The 18,890-nt window shown below is 54.4% G+C and carries 20 protein-coding genes and 1 pseudogene; 7 read left to right on the top strand and 14 right to left on the bottom strand.

Features of this window, described 5'->3' with window-relative positions; translation table 11 throughout:
• Positions 1-14: 14 nt before the first annotated feature.
• Positions 15-338: a DUF3467 domain-containing protein gene (locus CIK92_RS09990; RefSeq protein WP_094387431.1), complete on the bottom strand. Its 324-nt coding sequence runs from the start codon at positions 336-338 to the stop codon at positions 15-17.
• A 140-nt stretch (positions 339-478) separates the two neighbouring features.
• Between CIK92_RS09990 and CIK92_RS09985 the strand changes: the two genes are divergently transcribed.
• The 3 genes from CIK92_RS09985 (at position 479) to CIK92_RS09975 (ending at position 1,804) form a co-directional block, all read left to right on the top strand.
• Complete coding sequence (locus CIK92_RS09985; protein ID WP_144008222.1) at positions 479-745, top strand: hypothetical protein; 267 nt, start codon at positions 479-481, stop codon at positions 743-745.
• 301 nt (positions 746-1,046) lie between these two features.
• A complete protein-coding gene (locus CIK92_RS09980; protein ID WP_022311332.1) occupies positions 1,047-1,217 on the top strand; it encodes a 4Fe-4S binding protein in 171 nt (56 codons plus the stop codon).
• A 77-nt stretch (positions 1,218-1,294) separates the two neighbouring features.
• Entirely contained in the window at positions 1,295-1,804 is a 510-nt protein-coding gene (locus CIK92_RS09975) for a nitroreductase family protein (RefSeq protein ID WP_094388978.1), read from the top strand.
• 183 nt (positions 1,805-1,987) lie between these two features.
• Here the strand turns inward: CIK92_RS09975 and CIK92_RS09970 are convergent, their stop codons facing one another.
• Positions 1,988-3,859 (bottom strand): nucleoside-diphosphate sugar epimerase/dehydratase, encoded by a 1,872-nt coding sequence (locus CIK92_RS09970; RefSeq protein WP_254046055.1) that lies wholly within the window; start codon positions 3,857-3,859, stop codon positions 1,988-1,990.
• Positions 3,849-3,974, bottom strand: a complete 126-nt coding sequence (locus tag CIK92_RS14205) for a hypothetical protein (RefSeq protein ID WP_256387336.1) — start codon at positions 3,972-3,974, stop codon at positions 3,849-3,851. Before CIK92_RS14205 ends, CIK92_RS09970 begins: the two co-directional genes overlap by 11 nt.
• Before the next feature lie 1,139 nt (positions 3,975-5,113).
• Between CIK92_RS14205 and CIK92_RS09965 the strand changes: the two genes are divergently transcribed.
• Positions 5,114-5,860 (top strand): 5'-nucleotidase C-terminal domain-containing protein, encoded by a 747-nt coding sequence (locus tag CIK92_RS09965; protein WP_022311329.1) that lies wholly within the window; start codon positions 5,114-5,116, stop codon positions 5,858-5,860.
• A 16-nt stretch (positions 5,861-5,876) separates the two neighbouring features.
• Positions 5,877-6,719, top strand: a complete 843-nt coding sequence (locus CIK92_RS09960; protein ID WP_022311328.1) for a bifunctional UDP-sugar hydrolase/5'-nucleotidase — start codon at positions 5,877-5,879, stop codon at positions 6,717-6,719.
• A gap of 74 nt (positions 6,720-6,793) precedes the next feature.
• On the opposite strand, the gene CIK92_RS09955 is transcribed toward CIK92_RS09960, so the two are convergent.
• Together CIK92_RS09955 and CIK92_RS09950 are read right to left on the bottom strand one after the other, a co-directional pair.
• The gene (locus CIK92_RS09955; protein WP_094388976.1) at positions 6,794-8,560 is read right to left on the bottom strand and encodes an SGNH/GDSL hydrolase family protein; all 1,767 of its coding nucleotides are present in this window, start codon (positions 8,558-8,560) and stop codon (positions 6,794-6,796) included.
• A 42-nt stretch (positions 8,561-8,602) separates the two neighbouring features.
• Entirely contained in the window at positions 8,603-9,349 is a 747-nt protein-coding gene (locus CIK92_RS09950) for a porin family protein (RefSeq protein ID WP_022311326.1), read from the bottom strand.
• Positions 9,350-9,693: 344 nt separating this feature from the next.
• Between CIK92_RS09950 and CIK92_RS09945 the strand changes: the two genes are divergently transcribed.
• Positions 9,694-10,269 (top strand): porin family protein, encoded by a 576-nt coding sequence (locus CIK92_RS09945; protein WP_094387437.1) that lies wholly within the window; start codon positions 9,694-9,696, stop codon positions 10,267-10,269.
• A gap of 82 nt (positions 10,270-10,351) precedes the next feature.
• On the opposite strand, the gene CIK92_RS09940 is transcribed toward CIK92_RS09945, so the two are convergent.
• Positions 10,352-10,549, bottom strand: coding sequence for a hypothetical protein (locus CIK92_RS09940; RefSeq protein ID WP_022311324.1), 198 nt, complete (start codon positions 10,547-10,549; stop codon positions 10,352-10,354).
• Positions 10,550-10,562: 13 nt separating this feature from the next.
• The gene (locus tag CIK92_RS09935) at positions 10,563-11,810 is read right to left on the bottom strand and encodes a phosphoribosylaminoimidazolecarboxamide formyltransferase (protein WP_094388975.1); all 1,248 of its coding nucleotides are present in this window, start codon (positions 11,808-11,810) and stop codon (positions 10,563-10,565) included.
• A gap of 56 nt (positions 11,811-11,866) precedes the next feature.
• Between CIK92_RS09935 and CIK92_RS09930 the strand changes: the two genes are divergently transcribed.
• A complete protein-coding gene (locus tag CIK92_RS09930) occupies positions 11,867-12,112 on the top strand; it encodes a hypothetical protein (RefSeq protein WP_022311322.1) in 246 nt (81 codons plus the stop codon).
• Between the two features lie 79 nt (positions 12,113-12,191).
• Here CIK92_RS09930 and rhuM read toward each other — a convergent pair.
• The 7 genes and pseudogenes from rhuM to CIK92_RS09900 form a co-directional block, all read right to left on the bottom strand.
• Positions 12,192-12,383, bottom strand: a pseudogene (rhuM, locus tag CIK92_RS09925) (RhuM family protein); the annotation flags it as partial.
• 150 nt (positions 12,384-12,533) lie between these two features.
• On the bottom strand, positions 12,534-12,662 hold the full coding sequence (locus CIK92_RS14200) for a hypothetical protein (RefSeq protein ID WP_256387335.1): 129 nt from the start codon (positions 12,660-12,662) through the stop codon (positions 12,534-12,536).
• Positions 12,663-12,938: 276 nt separating this feature from the next.
• Entirely contained in the window at positions 12,939-13,472 is a 534-nt protein-coding gene (locus tag CIK92_RS09920) for a hypothetical protein (RefSeq protein ID WP_094388974.1), read from the bottom strand.
• A gap of 186 nt (positions 13,473-13,658) precedes the next feature.
• Positions 13,659-14,453 carry an MBL fold metallo-hydrolase gene (locus CIK92_RS09915; RefSeq protein ID WP_094388973.1) on the bottom strand — a complete coding sequence of 265 codons (795 nt, stop codon included), beginning with the start codon at positions 14,451-14,453 and terminating at the stop codon, positions 13,659-13,661.
• A gap of 58 nt (positions 14,454-14,511) precedes the next feature.
• Positions 14,512-16,044 carry a DNA recombination protein RmuC gene (rmuC, locus tag CIK92_RS09910; RefSeq protein WP_254046053.1) on the bottom strand — a complete coding sequence of 511 codons (1,533 nt, stop codon included), beginning with the start codon at positions 16,042-16,044 and terminating at the stop codon, positions 14,512-14,514.
• A 184-nt stretch (positions 16,045-16,228) separates the two neighbouring features.
• The gene (gene buk / locus CIK92_RS09905; RefSeq protein ID WP_094387442.1) at positions 16,229-17,290 is read right to left on the bottom strand and encodes a butyrate kinase; all 1,062 of its coding nucleotides are present in this window, start codon (positions 17,288-17,290) and stop codon (positions 16,229-16,231) included.
• A gap of 4 nt (positions 17,291-17,294) precedes the next feature.
• The gene (locus tag CIK92_RS09900; RefSeq protein WP_094387443.1) at positions 17,295-18,149 is read right to left on the bottom strand and encodes a phosphate acyltransferase; all 855 of its coding nucleotides are present in this window, start codon (positions 18,147-18,149) and stop codon (positions 17,295-17,297) included.
• Positions 18,150-18,890 lie beyond the last annotated feature (741 nt).

The raw sequence follows: 18,890 nt of genomic DNA, 5'->3' as shown, positions 1-18,890 counted from the left end.
TCGGGGGGTATGCCTTAGGCCTCGCCGCTGGTGGGGGCAATGGGAGGTATCATGCGCTGGTCCTCAGCGGTGCCGAGGTCAATTCGCCCGAAAGCCTGCTCGTACTTTAGCACATTCTCTTGCAACGCCATGAGCAGGCGCTTGGCGTGCTCGGGCGCCATAATCATCCTGCTTGCCACCTCGGGCTTGGGCATGCCCGGCAATGCCTGCGCGAAGTCTATCACGAAGTCACTGTGTGAGTGGTTAATCAACACCAGGTTGGCATAGATGCCTCGAGCCACCTCGGGCTTAATGTCCAGTTGCAGCTGCATGGTCTGCTCGTTATTCTTTTGGTCCATAATTCTTCTATATATATAATAAGGTATAGCAATCAGCCTTCCGAGCTATCGGTTCGGGCTGTGCGCCCACAAAATTACGGCATAATCGTCAAACCACCAAGGTTTCGGCGGAAAAGATTAGAACTTCGGGCGTCACGCCATTGACCTGCACAGGTTTCGGAAGATGCTCCTTCGGGGTGAAAAGGACTTGGGGTGTGGCGGAGATGGACAGCAAGAACGCGGAGGTGGTTATATCATTTGTGGAGGTCATTATAATCTTCACAAAGGTCATCATAATTTTTGTGGAGGCCATTATAATTTTTGTGAAGGTCATCATAATTTTCGTGGAGGTACCCTCCAGCGGCGTGGAGATGGTCATAATTTTCGCAGAGATGGTCATAAATATTGTGGAGGTGAGCACGGCGTGAAGGGAGGGGTAAGAATAAAAAAACGGGAAAAACTATAAAAATTTTATCACTATTTGTAGGTATGTCAGAATTAAGTTGTAACTTTGCAACCAACATTAGTAGGTATTCTATCGTGCATAGAGAACAGCCTATGGTGCAGAGGAAACTGCCATAGCGCGCTGAGAACTGGCTGTAGCGCAGCGGAAAGGAGCTGTGGCGCATGGCGAACTGGCTGTGGCGCTGAGCAAACGAGCTGTGGTGCATGGAGAACCTGCTATGATGTATTGAGAACAAGATTATTAACAATATAAAATTAAAGATTATGGCATACGTAATTAGTGACGATTGTATCGCTTGCGGTACATGTATCGATGAGTGTCCTGTAGGCGCTATCTCTGAAGGCGAAAAGTATTCTATCAACCCCGACGCTTGTACAGAGTGCGGCACTTGCGCAAGTGTTTGCCCCAACGAGGCTATCAGCCTGGGCGAATAATCGCATAGAGACAACACAACGATTTAGAGCGACACTCTCCAGCAATGGGGCGTGTCGCTTTTTTGATTGCTACGATTATGGAATTCCTTCAACTTACCGAGAAGCGCTTCTCCGCAAGACGCTTCACTGACGAGGCTGTCGCCCAAGCCGACCTCGACTACATCATGGAGTGTGTGCGCATGGCTCCCTCTGCCTGCAACCGCCAGCCGTGGCACTTTGTCATCGTGGAGAGCGATGACGCCAAAGCCCGTCTGCGCCGATGCTACGACCGCGAATGGTTTGCCACTGCCCCACTCTACATCGTCTGTCTGAAGAACACGGAAGAAAACTGGGTGCGCGCCGAAGACAGCCACGCCCACGGCGACATAGACCTCGCCATAGCCACCGAGCATCTCTGCCTGGCAGCCGCCGAGCGCGGTCTGGGCACCTGCTGGGTATGCAACTTCAATGTGGCTCTCGCCCGCGAGCTGTTTGCCCAAGCCCCGATGGAGCCTGTCGCCATCATCCCTATCGGCCACATTGCCAACGACTGTCAGCAGCCCGAGAAGAAGCGCAAGAGCATCGACGAAATCGTGAGCCGCGTCTAAGTTGCCGGCTGCGACCGAGCCGAGGACGACTGAGAACGCCACTGGGGCGACGATGATGCCGCTGATGCCACCGCCGGCACCTCTGCCCCAGCCCCATCTCTCCCCACAAACGCACATCGCCCCGCCCACATATCTCTATATGGGCGGGGCGATGCCATTGATGGGTATCAGTGGATGCGTGGGCTATGCTACGGTCGAGTCTTTGTCGAGGACTTCGTACTTGGAGTGCTTGCTGATATACTCGGGCACGATGTGCTTCATCTTAGCCACCGTAGCCATGTCGTCGTAACCGGCAGCGATGTCGTTCAGCTCTTCGATCTCGCGCTCGGCGTCCTCATATTCATAGCTGCGCACCTGGGCGATACGTATCTTCTCGTGGAATGAAGGCAGCGTGTTCTCGTTCTCGCTAAGCACCTCTTCGTAGAGTTTCTCTCCGTCGCGCAGTCCGGTGAACCGTATCTCCACATTCTTGGCACCGCTGAGCTGTATCATTCGGCGTGCCAGGTCGGCTATCCTCACGGGCTCGCCCATGTCGAAGACGAATATCTCGCCACCCTTGCCGTGGGTACCGGCTTCGAGCACCAGTTTGCAGGCTTCGGGGATGAGCATGAAGAAACGGATAATCTTGGGATGGGTCACCGTGAGCGGACCGCCCTCTGCCAGCTGCTTGCGGAAGAGAGGGATGACAGAGCCGTTGGAACCGAGCACATTGCCGAAGCGCGTGGTGACAAACTGGGTGACACCCTCTATCTTGCCCTCCTTGATGGCCTTGTCGAGGCTCTGCACATAAATCTCGCAGATGCGCTTGGAACAGCCCATCACATTGGTGGGGTTGACCGCCTTGTCGGTGGAAATCATTACAAACTTCTTGACGCCGTACTTGACACTGAGGTCGGCTATCACCTTGGTACCCCACACATTGTTCTGCACACTCTCGCTGGGGTTGTCTTCCATCATGGGCACATGCTTGTAGGCTGCGGCGTGGAACACGTAGTCTGGGCGGAACTCACTGAAGATTGCCTCCATGCGGTCTTGCTTGCAGATGCTTGTCACCACGGTGTGCGCCAAGATGTCTGGATAGTCCTTTTTCATCATCAGACGGATGTCGTGCTGTGGCGTCTCTGCCTGGTCTATGAGCATCATCTCTGCGGGATGATAGATGGCTATCTGTCGCACCATCTCGCTGCCTATCGAGCCAGCCGAACCTGTGATGAGCACCTTGCGGCCGCTGAGCAGCTTGCCCACACTGTCCATGTCGACTTTGATTTCTTCGCGTGGCAGCAAGTCCTCTATCTTCACCTCTCGCATCGACACCTTCATCTGTGTCTCGCCATCCTTGTCCCACTTCTCTGTGCTCTGGGCAACGTATATCTTAAGTCCTGCCTCGATGAAGAGGTCCTGCAGTTTGCGGTTCTTCAGAAAGAGGTCGTGCTTGAGCGGACTCACCATCACTGCCTCTATCTTGCGCTTGCGTATGATGGCAGCCAGGTCCTCTCGGGTCGAATAGATGTGTCGTCCCATGAGTCTTTCCTTGTAGTGGGGCTTGCTGTCGCCGATGTATCCGTCGATGACAAACTTGACGGGCTTGGTGTTCAGCGCCTCGTTGGTGATGGCTATGGCTCCGGCGTGGGTTCCGTAGATGAGGGTGCGGCGTGCGTGGTCGCCCACGAGAGCATTCTCAAACACCATCTTGATGATGATGCGCGAGATGCACAACACGGTGAGTATGCCGCCAAAGATGGCTATCAGCTTACGTCCGGTGAAGGCATAGAAGACATTCTCCCAACCGTAGTTGATGACTGCATAATTGAACGCAAGATAGACAAAGAACGCCAGAAGCGTGGAGTAGGCTATGCGCAACAAGTCTACAAACTGCGAAAAGCGCAGTATGCCCGAATAGGTACGAAAGACACGGAAGCCCACGACATTGGCGGCGCAGATAGCCAGCAATGAGGGGAACAGCAATGACCACTCGTTGAGGATATCCTGCGCACTATGGCGCAGCCAGATAACGAACAGAGCGCTGAAGAAGCACAGCACGACATCAAAAATCACAACAGCCCAGCGGGGTAAGGCTGACTTGCGAAAATACCAGTTGTAAATTTTGCCCAGCATGATGATTATTATAATTCTTCACATCGGTAATTCCCCTAAGGGAAATCTCTTTCATTCTCGTTTATGCGGAAAACGTCGTCCTTCATGGTCCGCCATTTCGGACGGATTACCCGCATCGGGTTAGTCTAAGTAAACAAACAGTGCAAAAGTAACAAAAATTATTAACAATGTAATCATAATTCTTTAATATTTTTACATTTTACCTCAAAAAAAAGCCAAACGGGGGGGGTAAAACACCCCTGCTGGCGCAAAAATCACTCCCAAATATATAAATATGCCGTTTGCCGTGTTACCAGATGACTGCTCTCAGTCTATGGTCTTTTACAAGGCATCTTTTGTTTGTTTTGTTATTCGCAATAGCTCGTTATTACTCATTAAAAGCCAAAAGTATTTGCATTTCCTGCTGTGAGTAACGCCTTCGGCTAAGCGCAACACTTACAGCGTTGCATTTCTTTTTTGTATGTATACCCAGGGTAGAGGCGCTGCGCACCTCAACCCTGGGCTGGGGAATCGCAACTCCTACAGAGTTGCCGGGGGTGCGTACCGTCTGCCTATATGAAGGGTCAAACATATTTGGCAGTAATTGGCTAACCATGATGGATGGTATGCACCCAAGGGTGGAATGATGTTTGCCCATGATGTGTTGTGCGCATACAATGATGGGGTAGCCCATGGTGGATGGTACGCAACCTTGGCAACTCTGAACCAACGGTCACCGGCGTGGCGCAGTGCGCCACGGAAAGGTAATGGAGTTGTGATTACATAGCCCTGGGTTGTGGGCGAAAGCACGCTACCCAGGGTAAGATACCCCCACTAATATAGCAACGCTGTAAGTGTCGCGTTTAGCCGCAGGCGTTACCCCGACAGGACTTTTGCCAGCAATAAGCCAAACAAAATCCACTCTAAAAGCAAAATCCAAGCAAGCCCTAATGGCCGTTTGGGGATAAAGGACATACCCCTGACCGCCGTAGCCACCCTACCCTGCCCGGGAGTCTACTCCCGCCTGTCTACCGTGAGCAGATCAGAGGCTGGCAGTAACCATCACCACCGTCCGAACACGCCCAAAACACCCCGCCACACGAAAAAAAGCAGCGCAAAGCCAAGCGTAAGTCAAAAAATATTCCTACTTTTGCACCGAGGCGAGGCTCGCCGAGCCACCATGCGCCTTGCAATCAACTAAACGACATTACAAATATGAAGAAAACCCTTTTGGCTCTCGTCCTCCCCGTCGCGCTGGCGATAGCGGGCTGCCGGTCCCACTACGAGGTAAGCGAGATTACGCGCTCGCGCATCCTGATAGACAGCCGGTACGACACCCAAGACACCGAGGCGCACAAGTTTCTGGCGCCCTACACCCACAAAGTCGATTCGCTCATGAGTCCGGTGGTAGGCACCGTCGCCCGCGACCTGACCGTGCGCCGCCCCGAAGGCGCGCTTTCCAATCTACTGAGCGACATACTGATATGGGGCTCAGCCCGCTTCGGCGAGCATCCCGACTTTGCCGTATACAACATGGGCGGTATCCGCGCCTCGCTCGCCAAGGGCAAGGTGACCATCGGCGACGTGGTCGATGTGGCCCCCTTTGACAACAAGCTGTGCCTGCTCACCCTCACCGGCGCCCAGGTGACCCGCCTCTTCGAGCAGATAGCAGCAGTAGGCGGCGAGGGAGTGAGCCACGAGGTGGCACTGGTCATCAGCAGCGACCACAAGCTGGTTTCCGCCACCGTGGGAGGCAAGCCCATAGACCCCAATGCCTCTTACCGCATAGCCACCCTGGACTATCTGGCCCAGGGCAACGACAAGCTCGACGCCTTCAAGCAGAAGACGCAGCTGGTGTCGCCACAGACCGAAGAGAACAACGTGAGATATATCATCATGGACTACTTCCGCACCCATGGCACGGTCGACGCTGCCATTGAGGGGCGTATCAAGGTCCAGTAAACATAGGAGAAGACTTATGAAACGCATCATGATACTGGCTGCCGCCATCGTCGTATGTACCGCAGCCGCAGCCCGCAAGACGGTGACCATCACCATCATGCACACCAACGACACCCACAGCTGCATCCTGCCGCTCAACCCCAACCTCGCCGATACCGCCGTGGCAGGCCGTGGCGGCTTTCTGCGCCGCATCGAGATGCTGCGCCAGGAGCGGCTCAAGGACCCCGACCTGCTGGTCTTCGACAGCGGTGACTTCTCGCAGGGCTCACCCTACTACAGCCTCTTCAAGGGCGAAGTGGAGATAGAGCTGATGAACCGTATGGGCGTCAACGCCTCGACCATAGGCAACCACGAGTTTGACTTCGGCGTGGAGAATATGGCACGTCTCTTCGACATGGCCAAGTTCCCCGTGCTCTGCGCCAACTATCGCTTCACGGGCACACCGCTCGAGGGCAAGGTCGAACGCTATCGCGTGTTCCACGTCAAGGGTGTGCGCATCGGCGTGTTCGGCATCGACCCCAAACTCAAGGGTCTCGTGGACGACAAGAAGATAGGCGGCGTGGAATACCTCGACCCCATCGCCACCGCCAACGAGATGGCGCAGCTGCTGCGCACTCGCGAAGGCTGCGATGTAGTCATCTGCCTGTCGCATCTGGGTTGGCTCGAGCGCGGCATGAGCGACCAGGAGGTGATAAGCCACTCGCGCGGCATCGACCTGGTGCTGGGCGGCCATAGCCACACCTACTTCCAGACGCTACGCTATGTCAAGGACCTCGACGGCCGCCAGGTACCCGTAGACCAGAACGGCAAGCACGCCATCTATGTAGGCAAGATAGAACTGAAGGTGAAGCGCAAGTAATCACAGCGACCATCTACCACAAAGCCCTCGACGCTATCGGCGTCGAGGGCTTTGTCATTGATGATGGGGATGATTTACTTGAGGTGCTTCTTGAGCTGCTTGCCCAGCAGGGTGTAACCCTTCTCGTTGGGGTGCAGTCCGTCCTTCATGAAGCAGGTGGGGTCAATCTTGCCCGAGCCGTCCTTGAGAGTCAGGCAGTCGGTGAGGTCTACGAGTTCGGTCTTGTCGTCTGCCACAAACTTCTGCTCGAGCAGCTGGTTGATGCGTGCCACCTTGACCTCACGGTTCTTGGCGGGATAGACCTTGAGCACGTGAATCTTGGCCTGGGGCTGGCGCTCACGGATGAGGGCTGTGAGGTCAACGATACCCTGTGCTATCTCCTCCTCGGTGTTGACATAGTAGTTGTTGATACCGATGAGCAGACAGATGTGCTTGGGTTTGCAGCCCTCGAGCTCTCCGTGGTAGATACGCCAGAATACGTTCTCTATACGGTCCCATCCGAAGCCCATATTGGTAACGCGGCGCTTGCCGAAGGTCTTGCCCCAGGCGGCTCCGCCATTGTTGACACCGTTGACGGGATTGCCGCCCCAGAAGTGGGTGATAGAGTTGCCGATAAGCAGTATCTCGGGGTCGGTAGTGTGGTTGAGCTCGACCACCTGGTTATGGCGCACGCGCCATTCATAGCATCCGTCGCGACGCTGTGTGACGGGAGGGAACACCTTGTTGGGTGCGTCCTCGGCGAGCATCTCGCGCAGCTTCTTGATATAGGCGTCGGCATAGACGCGGCAACCCAGGTCGTTGGGGTGAGAACCCTCTATCATATACTCTTCGCCAAAGGCGATGTCGGCCTTGTTCATATAGAAGAGGTTCTTGACTCCCTCTGCCTTGAGCTCATCGTAGGCTTTGTGGAGAGCGGCGTTGCCACGGTTGTACTTGGCGGCGACATTGGCGCGGAACACGCTGTCGGGCGTGGGGTGGCACTCGCAGAGCAGGATGGGGGCATCGCTCTTGGCGCGCAGCTTCATCACACCCTCCTTGGCACGCTTGATGATTTCGGGCTCCTTGAGGTTGAAGCTGTTGGGCATAGCATCAACGACGAAGGCACGGGCGTTGATCTCGCTGAGCATGTCGAAAACGGCAGGCTCCATGCGGGCTGAGCCCGAGAAGCCCAGATTGATGACGGGATATTCCATCTCGCGCTCCACGATATTGGTAATCGCCATACCGGGACGCGAGGGAGAGGCACCCTGGATGATGGACGAGCCGTAGATGACGATGGGGCGCTCGGGCGACTGGTGGATGAACTGGAAGCTGGCATTGGCGTCGACACCTACCTCGAGCCACTTCACGCCGTTGTAGTTGGGCAGATAGAGGGTATACTCCACGCCACGGCTCTTGTTCTTGAAGGTCAGGTTCTGCCATTCCATGCGGGCGGTGTCGGCCTTCATCTTCCAACTCATGTGGTTGGCTATCCAGTGGGTATCACCGTCGGGAGTCTTGCCGTAGAGGTCTACGCCCGACTTGTTGATACCGGTCATATTGAAGCCGTTGTAGTTGTTTGACGGACATCCGTAGCGCACGCGGATAGTCTTGGAGTTGGAGACGAAGCGCACGATGACGCCGGCGGTCTGGGCCTTCAGGCTCCACACGTTCTTGGGCAGCGTGGCAGCGAATCGCTCGGGCAGACGGTCATAACTCTTTCCCATTTCCTTGTTCCAGGCGCGTCCGCAGATGTAGGGCTCGTCACCGTCCATGGGGTTCATCCATTTCACTTGTTGTGCCGTGGCTTGGATGGTCAGCATCCACAGCAGCACGATCATCGAGATGTGTTTAATCTTCATTGGTTGTTTATTTTTAATAGTTAATGAGTTTCGTTTTAGGGTCTATTCAAAGTAGAATGTAAGCACTATCATCTTGGTGCGCGTCTCGCTGATGCTGCGGGCGAAAGGCTTCATCGCGTCGTCCTTGAGTTTGTCGGGATGGGAGGTGTCAAGGCTGTTGATGAGACTGAACATGAACTTGAGTTCGGGCCTCAACTTGAAGTATGGCAGGTAGAAGTCGCAGCCCAAGCCCACCTCGGCAAAGGTGTCATAACGCTTCAGTCGCACGATGTCGTCATCTCTGCCGCTCAGATTAATCATGGGGTTGATACCCGCCATGATATAGGGACGGTGATTGTTGAAGCGCGGCGCGGCGAAGATGAGGTCGAGCGCCGAAGACACGTAGATAGACTTCAGGTCCTGATAGCGCACGATGCGGTTGCCACCAGCGTCGGTCTGGGTCTGATGATGGAAGGTGAGATGGCGGTTGCCAAAGTAGAGGGCTGGGGCTACACGAAACTGGAAATTCTGACTCAGACGGAATTCGCCAAGTACACCCACGTTGAGACCAGCATCCCAGCGGTCCTGGTCGGCAGAGATGAGCACCTGCTGCTGGGTTCCGTCCTCGGCGGTGATGGTCTGCGGGCCTACGTTGACCATCTCCATATCCTGCATGTGGGTTCCCACGAGTATACCGAAATGGAATGGGCGCAGGTCGGTATAAGGGCGGTTCTCGACCTTGCGTTCCTGGGCATCGGCAGCCATCGTGGCTACTACCGCCATCAGGACAATAAGGATATATTTCTTCATCACGTGCATCACATTATATATATAATAAGGTGTTACGGCGCCCTTGGAGCTGCGCCCCACCACTATCTCTTGCAAATTTACGACAAAAATACTGAAACATACCCCAATTTCCGATAAAAATACATGACAGACAGTGAAAAGCACGCTCCGCATGACCATCATTGCACCGCCCGATGCCCTGACGAGTGAAAAAACCGAACAAGTTGCGCAACTTTTAGAACAGCATGTGAAAAAAATCGGCTACAACTCTTGCACAGTTTGCAATAACACATTATATTTGCAGCAGATAAATGGCACCGCCATTACCGACGGCGCCAATAGTATTAACTCAAAACACATAGATCATGAAAAAGATTTTATTTGTAGCAGTAATGTTACTGGCCTCAGCAGCCACATTCGCCCAGAACAGCGTAGGACAGTTCACATTTGCCCCAAAAGTAGGTCTTAACATCGCAGACTTCCAGAAGTGCGAAGGCTCTGATGCCCGTTTCGGTCTTGTTGCCGGTGGTGAGTTTGAATATGGTCTTTCTGACATGGTAGGCTTGAGCTTCGGAGCTCTCTACTCGATGCAGGGTGCCAAGTACAAGGACGGCGGTGTTACCGAGACCTTGAAGGCCGACTACATCAACATCCCTCTGCTTGCCAACGTATATGTAGCTCCTGGTTTTGCTGTCAAACTCGGTCTTCAGCCCGGTTTCAACGTAAACAGTGAGTACAAGGCAGCCCGCGGCAGTTCATCTGTCACCACAAGCGTAGACGCCAAGACTGTAGACCTCTCTATTCCAATCGGCGTTTCTTACCAGTTTGACAATGTTGTCATCGACGGCCGTTACAACTGGGGCCTCACCAAGGTATATGAGAACAGCGACTACAAGAACAGCGTATTCCAGATTACCGTAGGTTACAAGTTCGCCCTCTAATCCAGTATAGAGTTTAACAACAATGGGGACTATCCGCCGCTTGGTTGGCGTATAGTCCCCATTTTCTGTATCAGCATTGGCGTTACTTTCTGCCTTTGCCTCGGTTGGCTCTCTGTTCACGGTATTTGGCTTTCTGCCTTGCCGAGCCCGAGCCGTGGGCACCGGTGATATACTTTTTCTTCTTGGCTTTGGTCTTCACTTTACCGTCTTGACCGCCATTGCCTTTGGGCGCGCTTCTGAACACAAGTCCGCCCTCGATGATATCGTCGATGTCTGCCATAGTCTGTGATGGATTAATGATGGAACAAGCGTACACCTGTAAACGCCATGGCTATGCCATACTTGTCGCAGGTATCGATAACATTGTCGTCGCGTATGCTGCCTCCAGCCTGTGCGATATACTCTACGCCGCTCTTGTGGGCACGCTCGATGTTGTCGCCGAAGGGGAAGAAGGCATCGCTGCCCAGTGCCACGCCCTTGTTCTGGGCAAGCCACTCACGGCGCTCTTCTGCGGTGAGAGGCTCTGGCTTCTCGGTGAAGAACATCTCCCAAGTGCCGTCGCGCAGCACGTCTTCCCACTCGTCAGAGATATACACGTCGATGGTGTTGTCGCGGTCGGCGCGACGTATGCCTGGCTTGAAGGGGAGCGCCATTACCTTGGGACACTGCCTCATCCACCATGTGTCGGCCTTGCTGCCAGCCAGACGGGTGCAGTGGATACGGCTCTGCTGTCCGGCGCCGATACCGATGGCCTGTCCGTCCTTGACATAGCATACCGAGTTGCTCTGGGTATATTTCAGGGTGATGAGGGCGATGACCAGGTCACGGCGAGCCTCATCGGTGAAGGTCTTGTTCTGGGTAGGGATGTTCTCAAAGAGAGCGGGATCGTCGAGGCGTATCTCGTTGCGTCCCTGCTCGAAGGTGATGCCAAAGACCTGCTTGCGCTCGATGGGCGCGGGCTGGTAGTCGGGGTCTATCTGTATCACGTTGTAGGTACCCTTGCGCTTGTCGCGGAGCACGGCGAGAGCCTCGTCGGTATAACCCGGAGCTATCACGCCGTCGCTTACCTCGCGCTTGATGAGCAGGGCAGTAGCCTTGTCACACACATCGCTCAGCGCCACAAAGTCGCCATACGAACACATACGGTCTGCACCGCGGGCACGAGCATAGGCACACGCCAAGGGCGACAGCTCGAAGTCTACGTCATCGACAAAGTAGATGTGGCGCAGCGTGTCGGTCAGGGGCAGACCGATGGCAGCTCCTGCCGGACTCACGTGCTTGAACGACGCTGCGGCGGGCAGTCCTGTGGCAGCTTTGAGTTCGCGCACCAGCTGCCAGGAGTTGAGGGCGTCAAGGAAATTGATGTAGCCTGGGCGGCCGTTGATAACCTGGAGGGGCAATTCGCCTTCCTCCATAAAGATACGGGAAGGCTTCTGGTTCGGATTACATCCGTACTTAAGTGCAAGTTCTTTCATCTTGTGAGTATTATATACTTTCGGGTGCAAAATTACGAAAAAAAGATTACACCCCGTGGCTGACATACAGTATTTTTTCGTATTTTTGCACCCATATTGTTTATGAGCAATTATCAGATGTTATGAAACGGGAGTTAGAGACACTTCTCAGAGGATTGGAATCGGGCATCGTGCGCCATGTTGATGCCCGCCGGCTGTGGCAGTTGGTCACTCACGGTCGCCGCCCATCAGACAAGACACTCGACCGACTTGCGCTGCTTGCCGGCTTTCAGAACTGGAAAGACCTGCGCGAGGCTATGCGTGGCGAGAGCGACGCTGCCTTCGGTTTTGAAGAAGAAAAGGAGAAGCCTCGCTCGTCCCAGCCATAACGGGGGACGGGCGAGGCTTCCCGGTTTTATAGTCTATCCGCCTTGGACTTGCCGTAATTGGTTATATTATATCCCTGTCCTGGATAAGATTGACTCGATAGCCCACGGAGATGATGGCATCGAGGTTATAGAACAACGTGTTGCGCCGAACCACTCTCGCACCTTCTTGTTGAACTACCGAGATTTTCTCGGTAGTTGCCTCCTGGTTCAATTCATTCGTACCATACATGTTCTTCAGATGCAAACCGATGTTATCAGCGGAACAATCAAAATAGCAGCCAATTAACATAACTTGGTAACCAAACTACATATACACCTCAATCCCATTCACCTCAAAATATAGGAGCTGCGAAAAGAGTTTGACTTCCTCGAAGGTAAGCATCGAGGACTCCACATCATACTCATAGGCAGACTTGTCATCTTAGAAGGTAGTGACACCAAGCGAGGTGGCGATGAAGCGGTCGAGATTGAACTTACTCTTGGTGACACAAGTGAGGTTCGTCAACAGATATTGCATGAAGCGATGGAGTAAGCTACCTGATAACAGCATAGGAAAGATGCACAAAGTGCAGGAAAGGCGATGCGCCACGCCATAACTCCTTTGAAAATCGGGATTGGCTACCTTTCGTTATTGACTCCCACGCCTGAGAGATCGCAAAAGCTAAAGGTGCAGATGAAACGAAGCGTAACAGGAGGTGAAGACTGGGCTGCTGCCCACAAAGGAAAAGCCCTTGTCCTACGTTGCTTGGGCGCAAGACAAAGGCTTTACTGAAAGGCTGATTAGGAGAAGTTTCGCTTCATTGAAGTTTCATAGTCTTTGATGTCTTTACTTTTTACTAATGTCATCATCAGATTGCTTACGAAACCTTGAGCGATAAACCGAAATATTTGTGGTTACATCTTTTCCTCCTACTCGACCATATACTTTTATAGTGGCTTTTGCGATTAAGAAGCCCGACGGGAAATCTTCATCCTTCAACTTGGCAAAGTGAATGCGAAGTATCTTATTGTCAGTATTTTTCACAGAGACACCAACCTCTTCCTCGGTGGCAGAGATATCTTTCCCTTCATTGTTTCTTTCTATTCCAAAACTGCAATCTAATGAATAGTTAATATTGTCGCAGTTAGTGCATGTCAGCTCTAAATCACCATCAATATAAGTATACGAATAGATGAAGTATTTCGATACCTTAGGGTAAAAAGTTATACCTATTTCTTCGGGATAATAGCTGACACTTATATATTCAGGATTAGTATTTGAAGTAGCCTTAAACAAAAGGGGCGAGTCTTTCACTTCATCGCAACTGCTTAACATCACAACAGTAAGCAATGAAAATAGCATGATTAAAAGCTTGTTCATATCTATAATTTATTTTGGATTCATGTTCACAAAGGTACTGTTTTTTCTCATTCATGGAGCGATGTAGCAATTATTTTATTCCGTTTTATTGCTGTCCGCCAAAACTATAAAGAGTACAATTCTCCCGCCCTAAATCCTCTCCATAGAAGTATTTATAGTCTATCCACCTTGGGATAGACCCTCTTGCTACAAGTCTATCACATCACCGTCATCGGGTACCACTATCCCACCCTTATACTCCTGGGCAGCCTCGTCGGCATAGCGCTGGCGGCGGGTGTCGAGGTGGTCGTCTTCGGTGTGGTAGAGTATCAGATGCCGTGCTCCGAGCTCGTGAGCCACGCGTCCGGCATCGAGCGCCGTGCTGTGGCTCTTCTCATAGGGATAATAGCGGTCGCGGTCGGCATAGAGACAGAAGGCTTCGCTCATGAGCCAGTCGGCGCCTTCGGCGTAGCGACGGCAGAGCGGGTTGTAGGGTTCGTCGCCTAGACACACCACCACCGCGCCACCAGGCAGCGTGGCACGGAAGCCATACTGGGGTTCCTTCTTGGAGTGGATGTCGAAACTCTGCATCCCTATGTCGCCTACATTGAAGCCGGTACCGTCGCCCACTTCGTGCATGACCACACGCTCGCCCATCAGGCGGCGGTGCTTGGCCGAGAGCGTCTCGCCGCAAATCATGCTGATGACGCGCAGCACCTTAGCATGGCTGTACACATGAAACCGACCCTCATAGCCCGTAGCCGAGAGCACCATACGTATCACCCAGATGGTGCCCAGGATGTGGTCGGTGTGGGCGTGAGTGACATACATGTGATGCAGGTCCTTGATGGCTATCCCCGCCTGCTTGAGGCGCTGCAGTATACCGTTGCCGCCGCCGGCATCGACCAGCAGGGTGGTCGTGTCGGTCTGCAGGACAAAGCAGGTGTTGTAGCACCGGGTGACGGTGGCGTGGCCGGTGCCGAGTATGACGATTCTGTTCATCTATATATCTGTTTACTTATATATAACCATGTAGGTCGCTGTCTGCCCTACACCCTTATCATTCTACGCTTTCGTCGGCGTCTTCCTCTTCAGCCTCTTCGACAGGGAGGGGCAGTCTTGCCTTGCGCTTCAGATTCTCCTTAGCACCCATTTTGATGAGTTTGCGGGCAGAGGTGGCTATGCTCTTGCCAGCAGGAGCGGTGACACCCTTAACCTCGTCAAAGGCATGGCGCGTCTTGACCAGCATGTCGTCGGCGGTCTGGAAGCGCTCATAGAAGAGCTGCACCCTATTGACCAGTTCGTTGGCAGTCTTCATGATTTCTTCCTGGTTCTCGGCCTGGCGCACCTGTCGCCAAGTCATCTCCAGCACGCGGAGCATCATATAGAGCGTCTGGCTGCCCGAGATGATTACGCCCTGGTCGTAGGCGCTCTTCCAGATGTCGGGTGCATTGGCGAGGGCGAGCTGCAGAGCACTCTCGCTGTAGATGTACATCATCACAAAGTCGAGCTTGGCCTTCCCCTTGCCGGTATATTCGTAGTAGCGTTTGGCGGCGAGTTCCTTGATGTGGTTGCGCACCGACGTGATGTGGCGCTCCAAGGCTTGGGCGCGCTCTTCGTCGGTCTCGGCGTTGTGGTAGTCCTCAAAGGCCTTGAGCGACATCTTGGCATCGATGATGACATCGCGGTTGCCGGGGAAGTGGAGGATGACATCGGGTATCATGCGGCATCCGCTGTCGTCGCCACGCAGACTCTTGCCCTGCTCATCGCGCATGGTCGACTGCTCTTCAAACTGCACGCCCTCTTCCAGCCCCATATTCTCAAGGAGCGTACGCAGCTGGAGCTCGCCGAAGTTGCCCTGCACCTTGTTTTCGCTCGTGAGCGCCTGTGCCAGCTTGTCGGCGCGCTCGCCCACCTCCTTGGCCTGACGCAGGTTCTCCTTGATGGTGGCGTCGAGTTTGACCATGCGGTCGGCCTGGTCGCGGTCGTTGCGCTCCACCGCCTCACGCATCTGCTTGAGGTTTTCGTGCAGCGGGTTGAGGATGGCCGACAGCTGCTCACTGTTCTTGGAAGTGAGCTCTTCGCTCCGCTTCTTGAGTATGGTCTCCGAGGCGGTGTTGATCTGCTCTTTGATGAGCTCGGCCTGCTGTTCCATCTGCTTCGCCTGCTGCTGGCGCATCTCGTCGAACTGACGGCGATAGTGCTCGTCGGTCTCAGTCTTCTGCTTCTCATAGAGGGCCTTGAGCTCGGCACTCTGGCGGGCAAACTCTTCACCCATCTTCTCTGCCTGAGTCTCGAGCTCACGTCGGTGTTCCTCTTTCTGCTGGTCTATGGCAGCCTGCAACTGTTGGGCTTGCTTGCCGTAGGTCTCGGCTTGTGTGGCATAGCGTTCACGCTCGGTAATGGCCACGCTGTGCTGCTGTCTGAGTTCTTCGGTCTGGCGCTGCAGCTGCTCTGCCTGTGCCCTCAGGGTGTCGTTCTCGGTCTGCAGGAGCATGGTGCGTGCCGCCTGTCGGCTGTTGCCTATGCGCGCCAGCACCCACACCACGACGGCTGTCGCACACACGATGATAAGAGTTTCGATGATTCCCATAATACTTACTGTTATATGTGATACTGACAAGGCGAGCGCCAGTATGCTTGGCCTCGCCTTTTATGGCAGGTCTGCCGCCGTGATTGACGCCACGGCGGCAGACTGTGTAATCTTTCGGGTCCGCCAGGCTGGCAGCGGTGGCGCCAGTGGCAGACCGTTGTCGGTCTATGCTTCCAGCGGCAGCCTACTCATACACCTTGGCTTCGCGGCGGTGGTGCAGCACATCGAGGGCGTTGAACGCCAGTGCCTGCATCTCGTCTTCGCCGGGATAGCAGTGGATGGGGGCGAGGAAGCTGATGCGCTCGCGCAGACGGCTGACGAGATAGTCGGAGCGCACGAGTCCGCCGGTGAGCAGTATGGCGTCTATATTGCCACAGAGCACGGCGCCCTCGGAAGCGATATTCTTGGCCACCTGATAGATCATGGCGTCGACCACCAGTTCGGCGTGCTTGTCACCACGGGCTATGCGGCTCTCGATTTCCTTCATGTCGTTGGTGCCCAGGTGGGCTATCAGTCCAGCCTGTCCGGCTATGCGCTTGAGCAGTTCCTTCTCGGTGAACTGACCGCTGAAGCAGAGGCGTATCAGGTCGGCTGCAGGCAGCGAACCGGCACGCTCGGGCGAGAAGGGTCCCTCGCCGTCGAGGGCGTTGTTGGCGTCTATGGCACGGCCTTTCTCGTGGGCGGCGATAGAGATGCCGCCACCCATGTGGCAGATGATGAGGTTGAGGTCTTCATAACGGCGGCCTATCTCCTGGGCATAACGGCGGCCGATGGCGCGCTGGTTGAGGGCATGCCAGATGCAGATGCGGTGCATCAGGGGCGAACCGCAGATGCGGGCAAGGGGCGACAGCTCGTCTACCACGCCGGGGTCAGCGATGAAGGCACGGCAACCGGGTATCATGCGCGCTATCTCGTAGGCCATGATGCAGCCCAGGTCACAGGCGTGCTTGTGGATGGCTTGACGTGTGTCGTCGAGCATCTTCTCATTGATTTCGTAAACACCGCCCGAGACGGGCTTGGCGAGACCGCCACGGCCTATCACAGCCTCGAAGAGATAGTCGATGTCCATGCGCTTGAGTTCGTCGATGACGAGCTTGCGGCGGAAATCGTACTGGTCGGTGACTTCGTCAAACTGCGCCAGTTCTTCCACCGTGTGGCGAATGGTGCGCAGCATGATGGGGGTGGCGTCCTGATACACGGCTATCTTGGTAGAGGTCGAGCCGGGATTGATGACTAATATATGCATGGGGTCAGGCGTTTTTGAGTGATTGGAGGGCAGCCAGGGCCAGACTGTAGTACTTGCTGTCGGCATCGTCGCCGCGCGAAGGCATCACCACGGGCACATCGGGGCCCTGCAGCACAGCGGCTATGCGGGCAGAGGCGAGCAGGGTGATGGTCTTGTGGAACACGTTGGCCGCCTCGATGTCGGGGAACACCAGGGCGTCGGCGTCGCCACCCAAGGGAGAGTCGATGCCCTTGACGGCGAGGCTCTCAGGACACATCGAGGTCTTGAGGTCCAGCGGGCCGTCGATGATACAGGGGCCAAACTCGCCCTGACGGCCGCGCTCGATGATGTCGGCATAGCCGCCGGTATGGGGGAAGTGGCGCTCGTCGATATGTTCGGAACAGTGGATGAGCGAGATGCGCGGACAGTCGATGCCCATGCCGTGGCAAAGGGTGGCGAGATAGCGGGTCTGGCTGATGCGCTGCTCCTGGGTGGGATAAGGTATGACGGCGGCATCGCTGTATGCCACCAGTTTGTGATAGCCGGGCATCTCTGCCACGGCAGTATGGGTAAGCACCTCACCACGGCGCAGCAGACCCACCTCCTTGTTGAGGATGGCACGCAGCAGGATGTCCGAACTGATGAGCCCCTTCATCAGCACATCAGACTCGCCTCTATGGGCCATCGCCACAGCCTCGGCGGCAGCCTGGGCAGGGTCGGCATTGTCTACTACTATGGGTTCTATCCATCCCTCACCGGCGGCACGCTTCAGCGCCTCGGCCGAAGAGTTGTCGTTGGGACACACTGCTGCCACACGAACCTTACGGCCCAGTGAGCGCAGGCGTGAGATGAGTCCCTCAAAGCTGTTTGTGTCAGTCATTGTCATGTTTTAGTGGTTGGCGTAAGTTACATTTGCATTTGCGCCTCAAAATTACGTAAAAAACTCAATGCCAACAAATGTTTTCCGATAAAAAACCATACCGGCACACAATTATTAACAAGGGATGGCAGCGTGGGGAGTGTTGCGAATGACCGCAGGCGTTATACTCAATCTTATAATTTCCACCAACCCGTTTCTGGCAATTATCCTGCTGCAAGTAACGCCTTCGGCTAAACGCAACTCTTACAGAGTAGCTATATTAGTGGGTGCATTACCCAGGGTAGCGGGCTGTGCCCGCAACCCTGGGCTATGAAATCGCAACTCTGTCAGAGTTGCCGGGGGTGCGTACCAGCCAACTGCGGCCCCATCCCACGCCCACGACATCAACGTAATTTATACCAATGACAAGTCCATATCCAACCCACAGGCTACCCGTCAGCAGCGGCAACTCTAAACCGAAGGTCACCGGCGTGGCGATGTGCGTCGCGGAAAGGTAATGGAGTCGCCGAGATGCGTACCATCCACTATGTAAAATCGAGATACGACCCATTTGACAGGCCGTCAGCAGCAGCAACTCTGTAGGAGTTGCGGTTCCCCAGCCCAGGGTAGAGGTGTGTACCTTCCTGAAAAAAGTTGAATGGATTTTACATTAACCCGACTATAAGTTGATTGTTTTTTTACTTAACCCTAGTCAAGGTTGAATTTATTCTCTTAACCCTATTGAAAGTTGAGTATTGTCTT

The sequence above is a fragment of the Prevotella sp. P4-67 genome (assembly GCF_002251325.1).
GTDB lineage: Bacteria > Bacteroidota > Bacteroidia > Bacteroidales > Bacteroidaceae > Prevotella.
The sequence above is the reverse complement of the archived record's forward strand: the minus strand, read 5'-3'. Positions and strand labels throughout refer to the sequence as shown.

Coding starts and splice junctions, on each gene's coding strand:
- CIK92_RS09960 (WP_022311328.1), top strand. CDS start 5,877: ATGAAACGCATCATGATACTGGCTGCCGCCATCGTCGTATGTACCGCA.
- CIK92_RS09935 (WP_094388975.1), bottom strand. CDS start 11,810: ATGTCAGCCACGGGGTGTAATCTTTTTTTCGTAATTTTGCACCCGAAA.
- CIK92_RS14200 (WP_256387335.1), bottom strand. CDS start 12,662: ATGCTGTTATCAGGTAGCTTACTCCATCGCTTCATGCAATATCTGTTG.
- CIK92_RS09930 (WP_022311322.1), top strand. CDS start 11,867: ATGAAACGGGAGTTAGAGACACTTCTCAGAGGATTGGAATCGGGCATC.
- CIK92_RS09915 (WP_094388973.1), bottom strand. CDS start 14,453: ATGAACAGAATCGTCATACTCGGCACCGGCCACGCCACCGTCACCCGG.
- CIK92_RS09990 (WP_094387431.1), bottom strand. CDS start 338: ATGGACCAAAAGAATAACGAGCAGACCATGCAGCTGCAACTGGACATT.
- CIK92_RS09920 (WP_094388974.1), bottom strand. CDS start 13,472: ATGAACAAGCTTTTAATCATGCTATTTTCATTGCTTACTGTTGTGATG.
- CIK92_RS09965 (WP_022311329.1), top strand. CDS start 5,114: ATGAAGAAAACCCTTTTGGCTCTCGTCCTCCCCGTCGCGCTGGCGATA.
- CIK92_RS09900 (WP_094387443.1), bottom strand. CDS start 18,149: ATGACTGACACAAACAGCTTTGAGGGACTCATCTCACGCCTGCGCTCA.
- CIK92_RS14205 (WP_256387336.1), bottom strand. CDS start 3,974: ATGAAAGAGATTTCCCTTAGGGGAATTACCGATGTGAAGAATTATAAT.
- CIK92_RS09945 (WP_094387437.1), top strand. CDS start 9,694: ATGAAAAAGATTTTATTTGTAGCAGTAATGTTACTGGCCTCAGCAGCC.
- CIK92_RS09950 (WP_022311326.1), bottom strand. CDS start 9,349: ATGAAGAAATATATCCTTATTGTCCTGATGGCGGTAGTAGCCACGATG.
- rmuC (WP_254046053.1), bottom strand. CDS start 16,044: ATGGGAATCATCGAAACTCTTATCATCGTGTGTGCGACAGCCGTCGTG.
- CIK92_RS09955 (WP_094388976.1), bottom strand. CDS start 8,560: ATGAAGATTAAACACATCTCGATGATCGTGCTGCTGTGGATGCTGACC.
- CIK92_RS09975 (WP_094388978.1), top strand. CDS start 1,295: ATGGAATTCCTTCAACTTACCGAGAAGCGCTTCTCCGCAAGACGCTTC.
- buk (WP_094387442.1), bottom strand. CDS start 17,290: ATGCATATATTAGTCATCAATCCCGGCTCGACCTCTACCAAGATAGCC.
- CIK92_RS09940 (WP_022311324.1), bottom strand. CDS start 10,549: ATGGCAGACATCGACGATATCATCGAGGGCGGACTTGTGTTCAGAAGC.
- CIK92_RS09980 (WP_022311332.1), top strand. CDS start 1,047: ATGGCATACGTAATTAGTGACGATTGTATCGCTTGCGGTACATGTATC.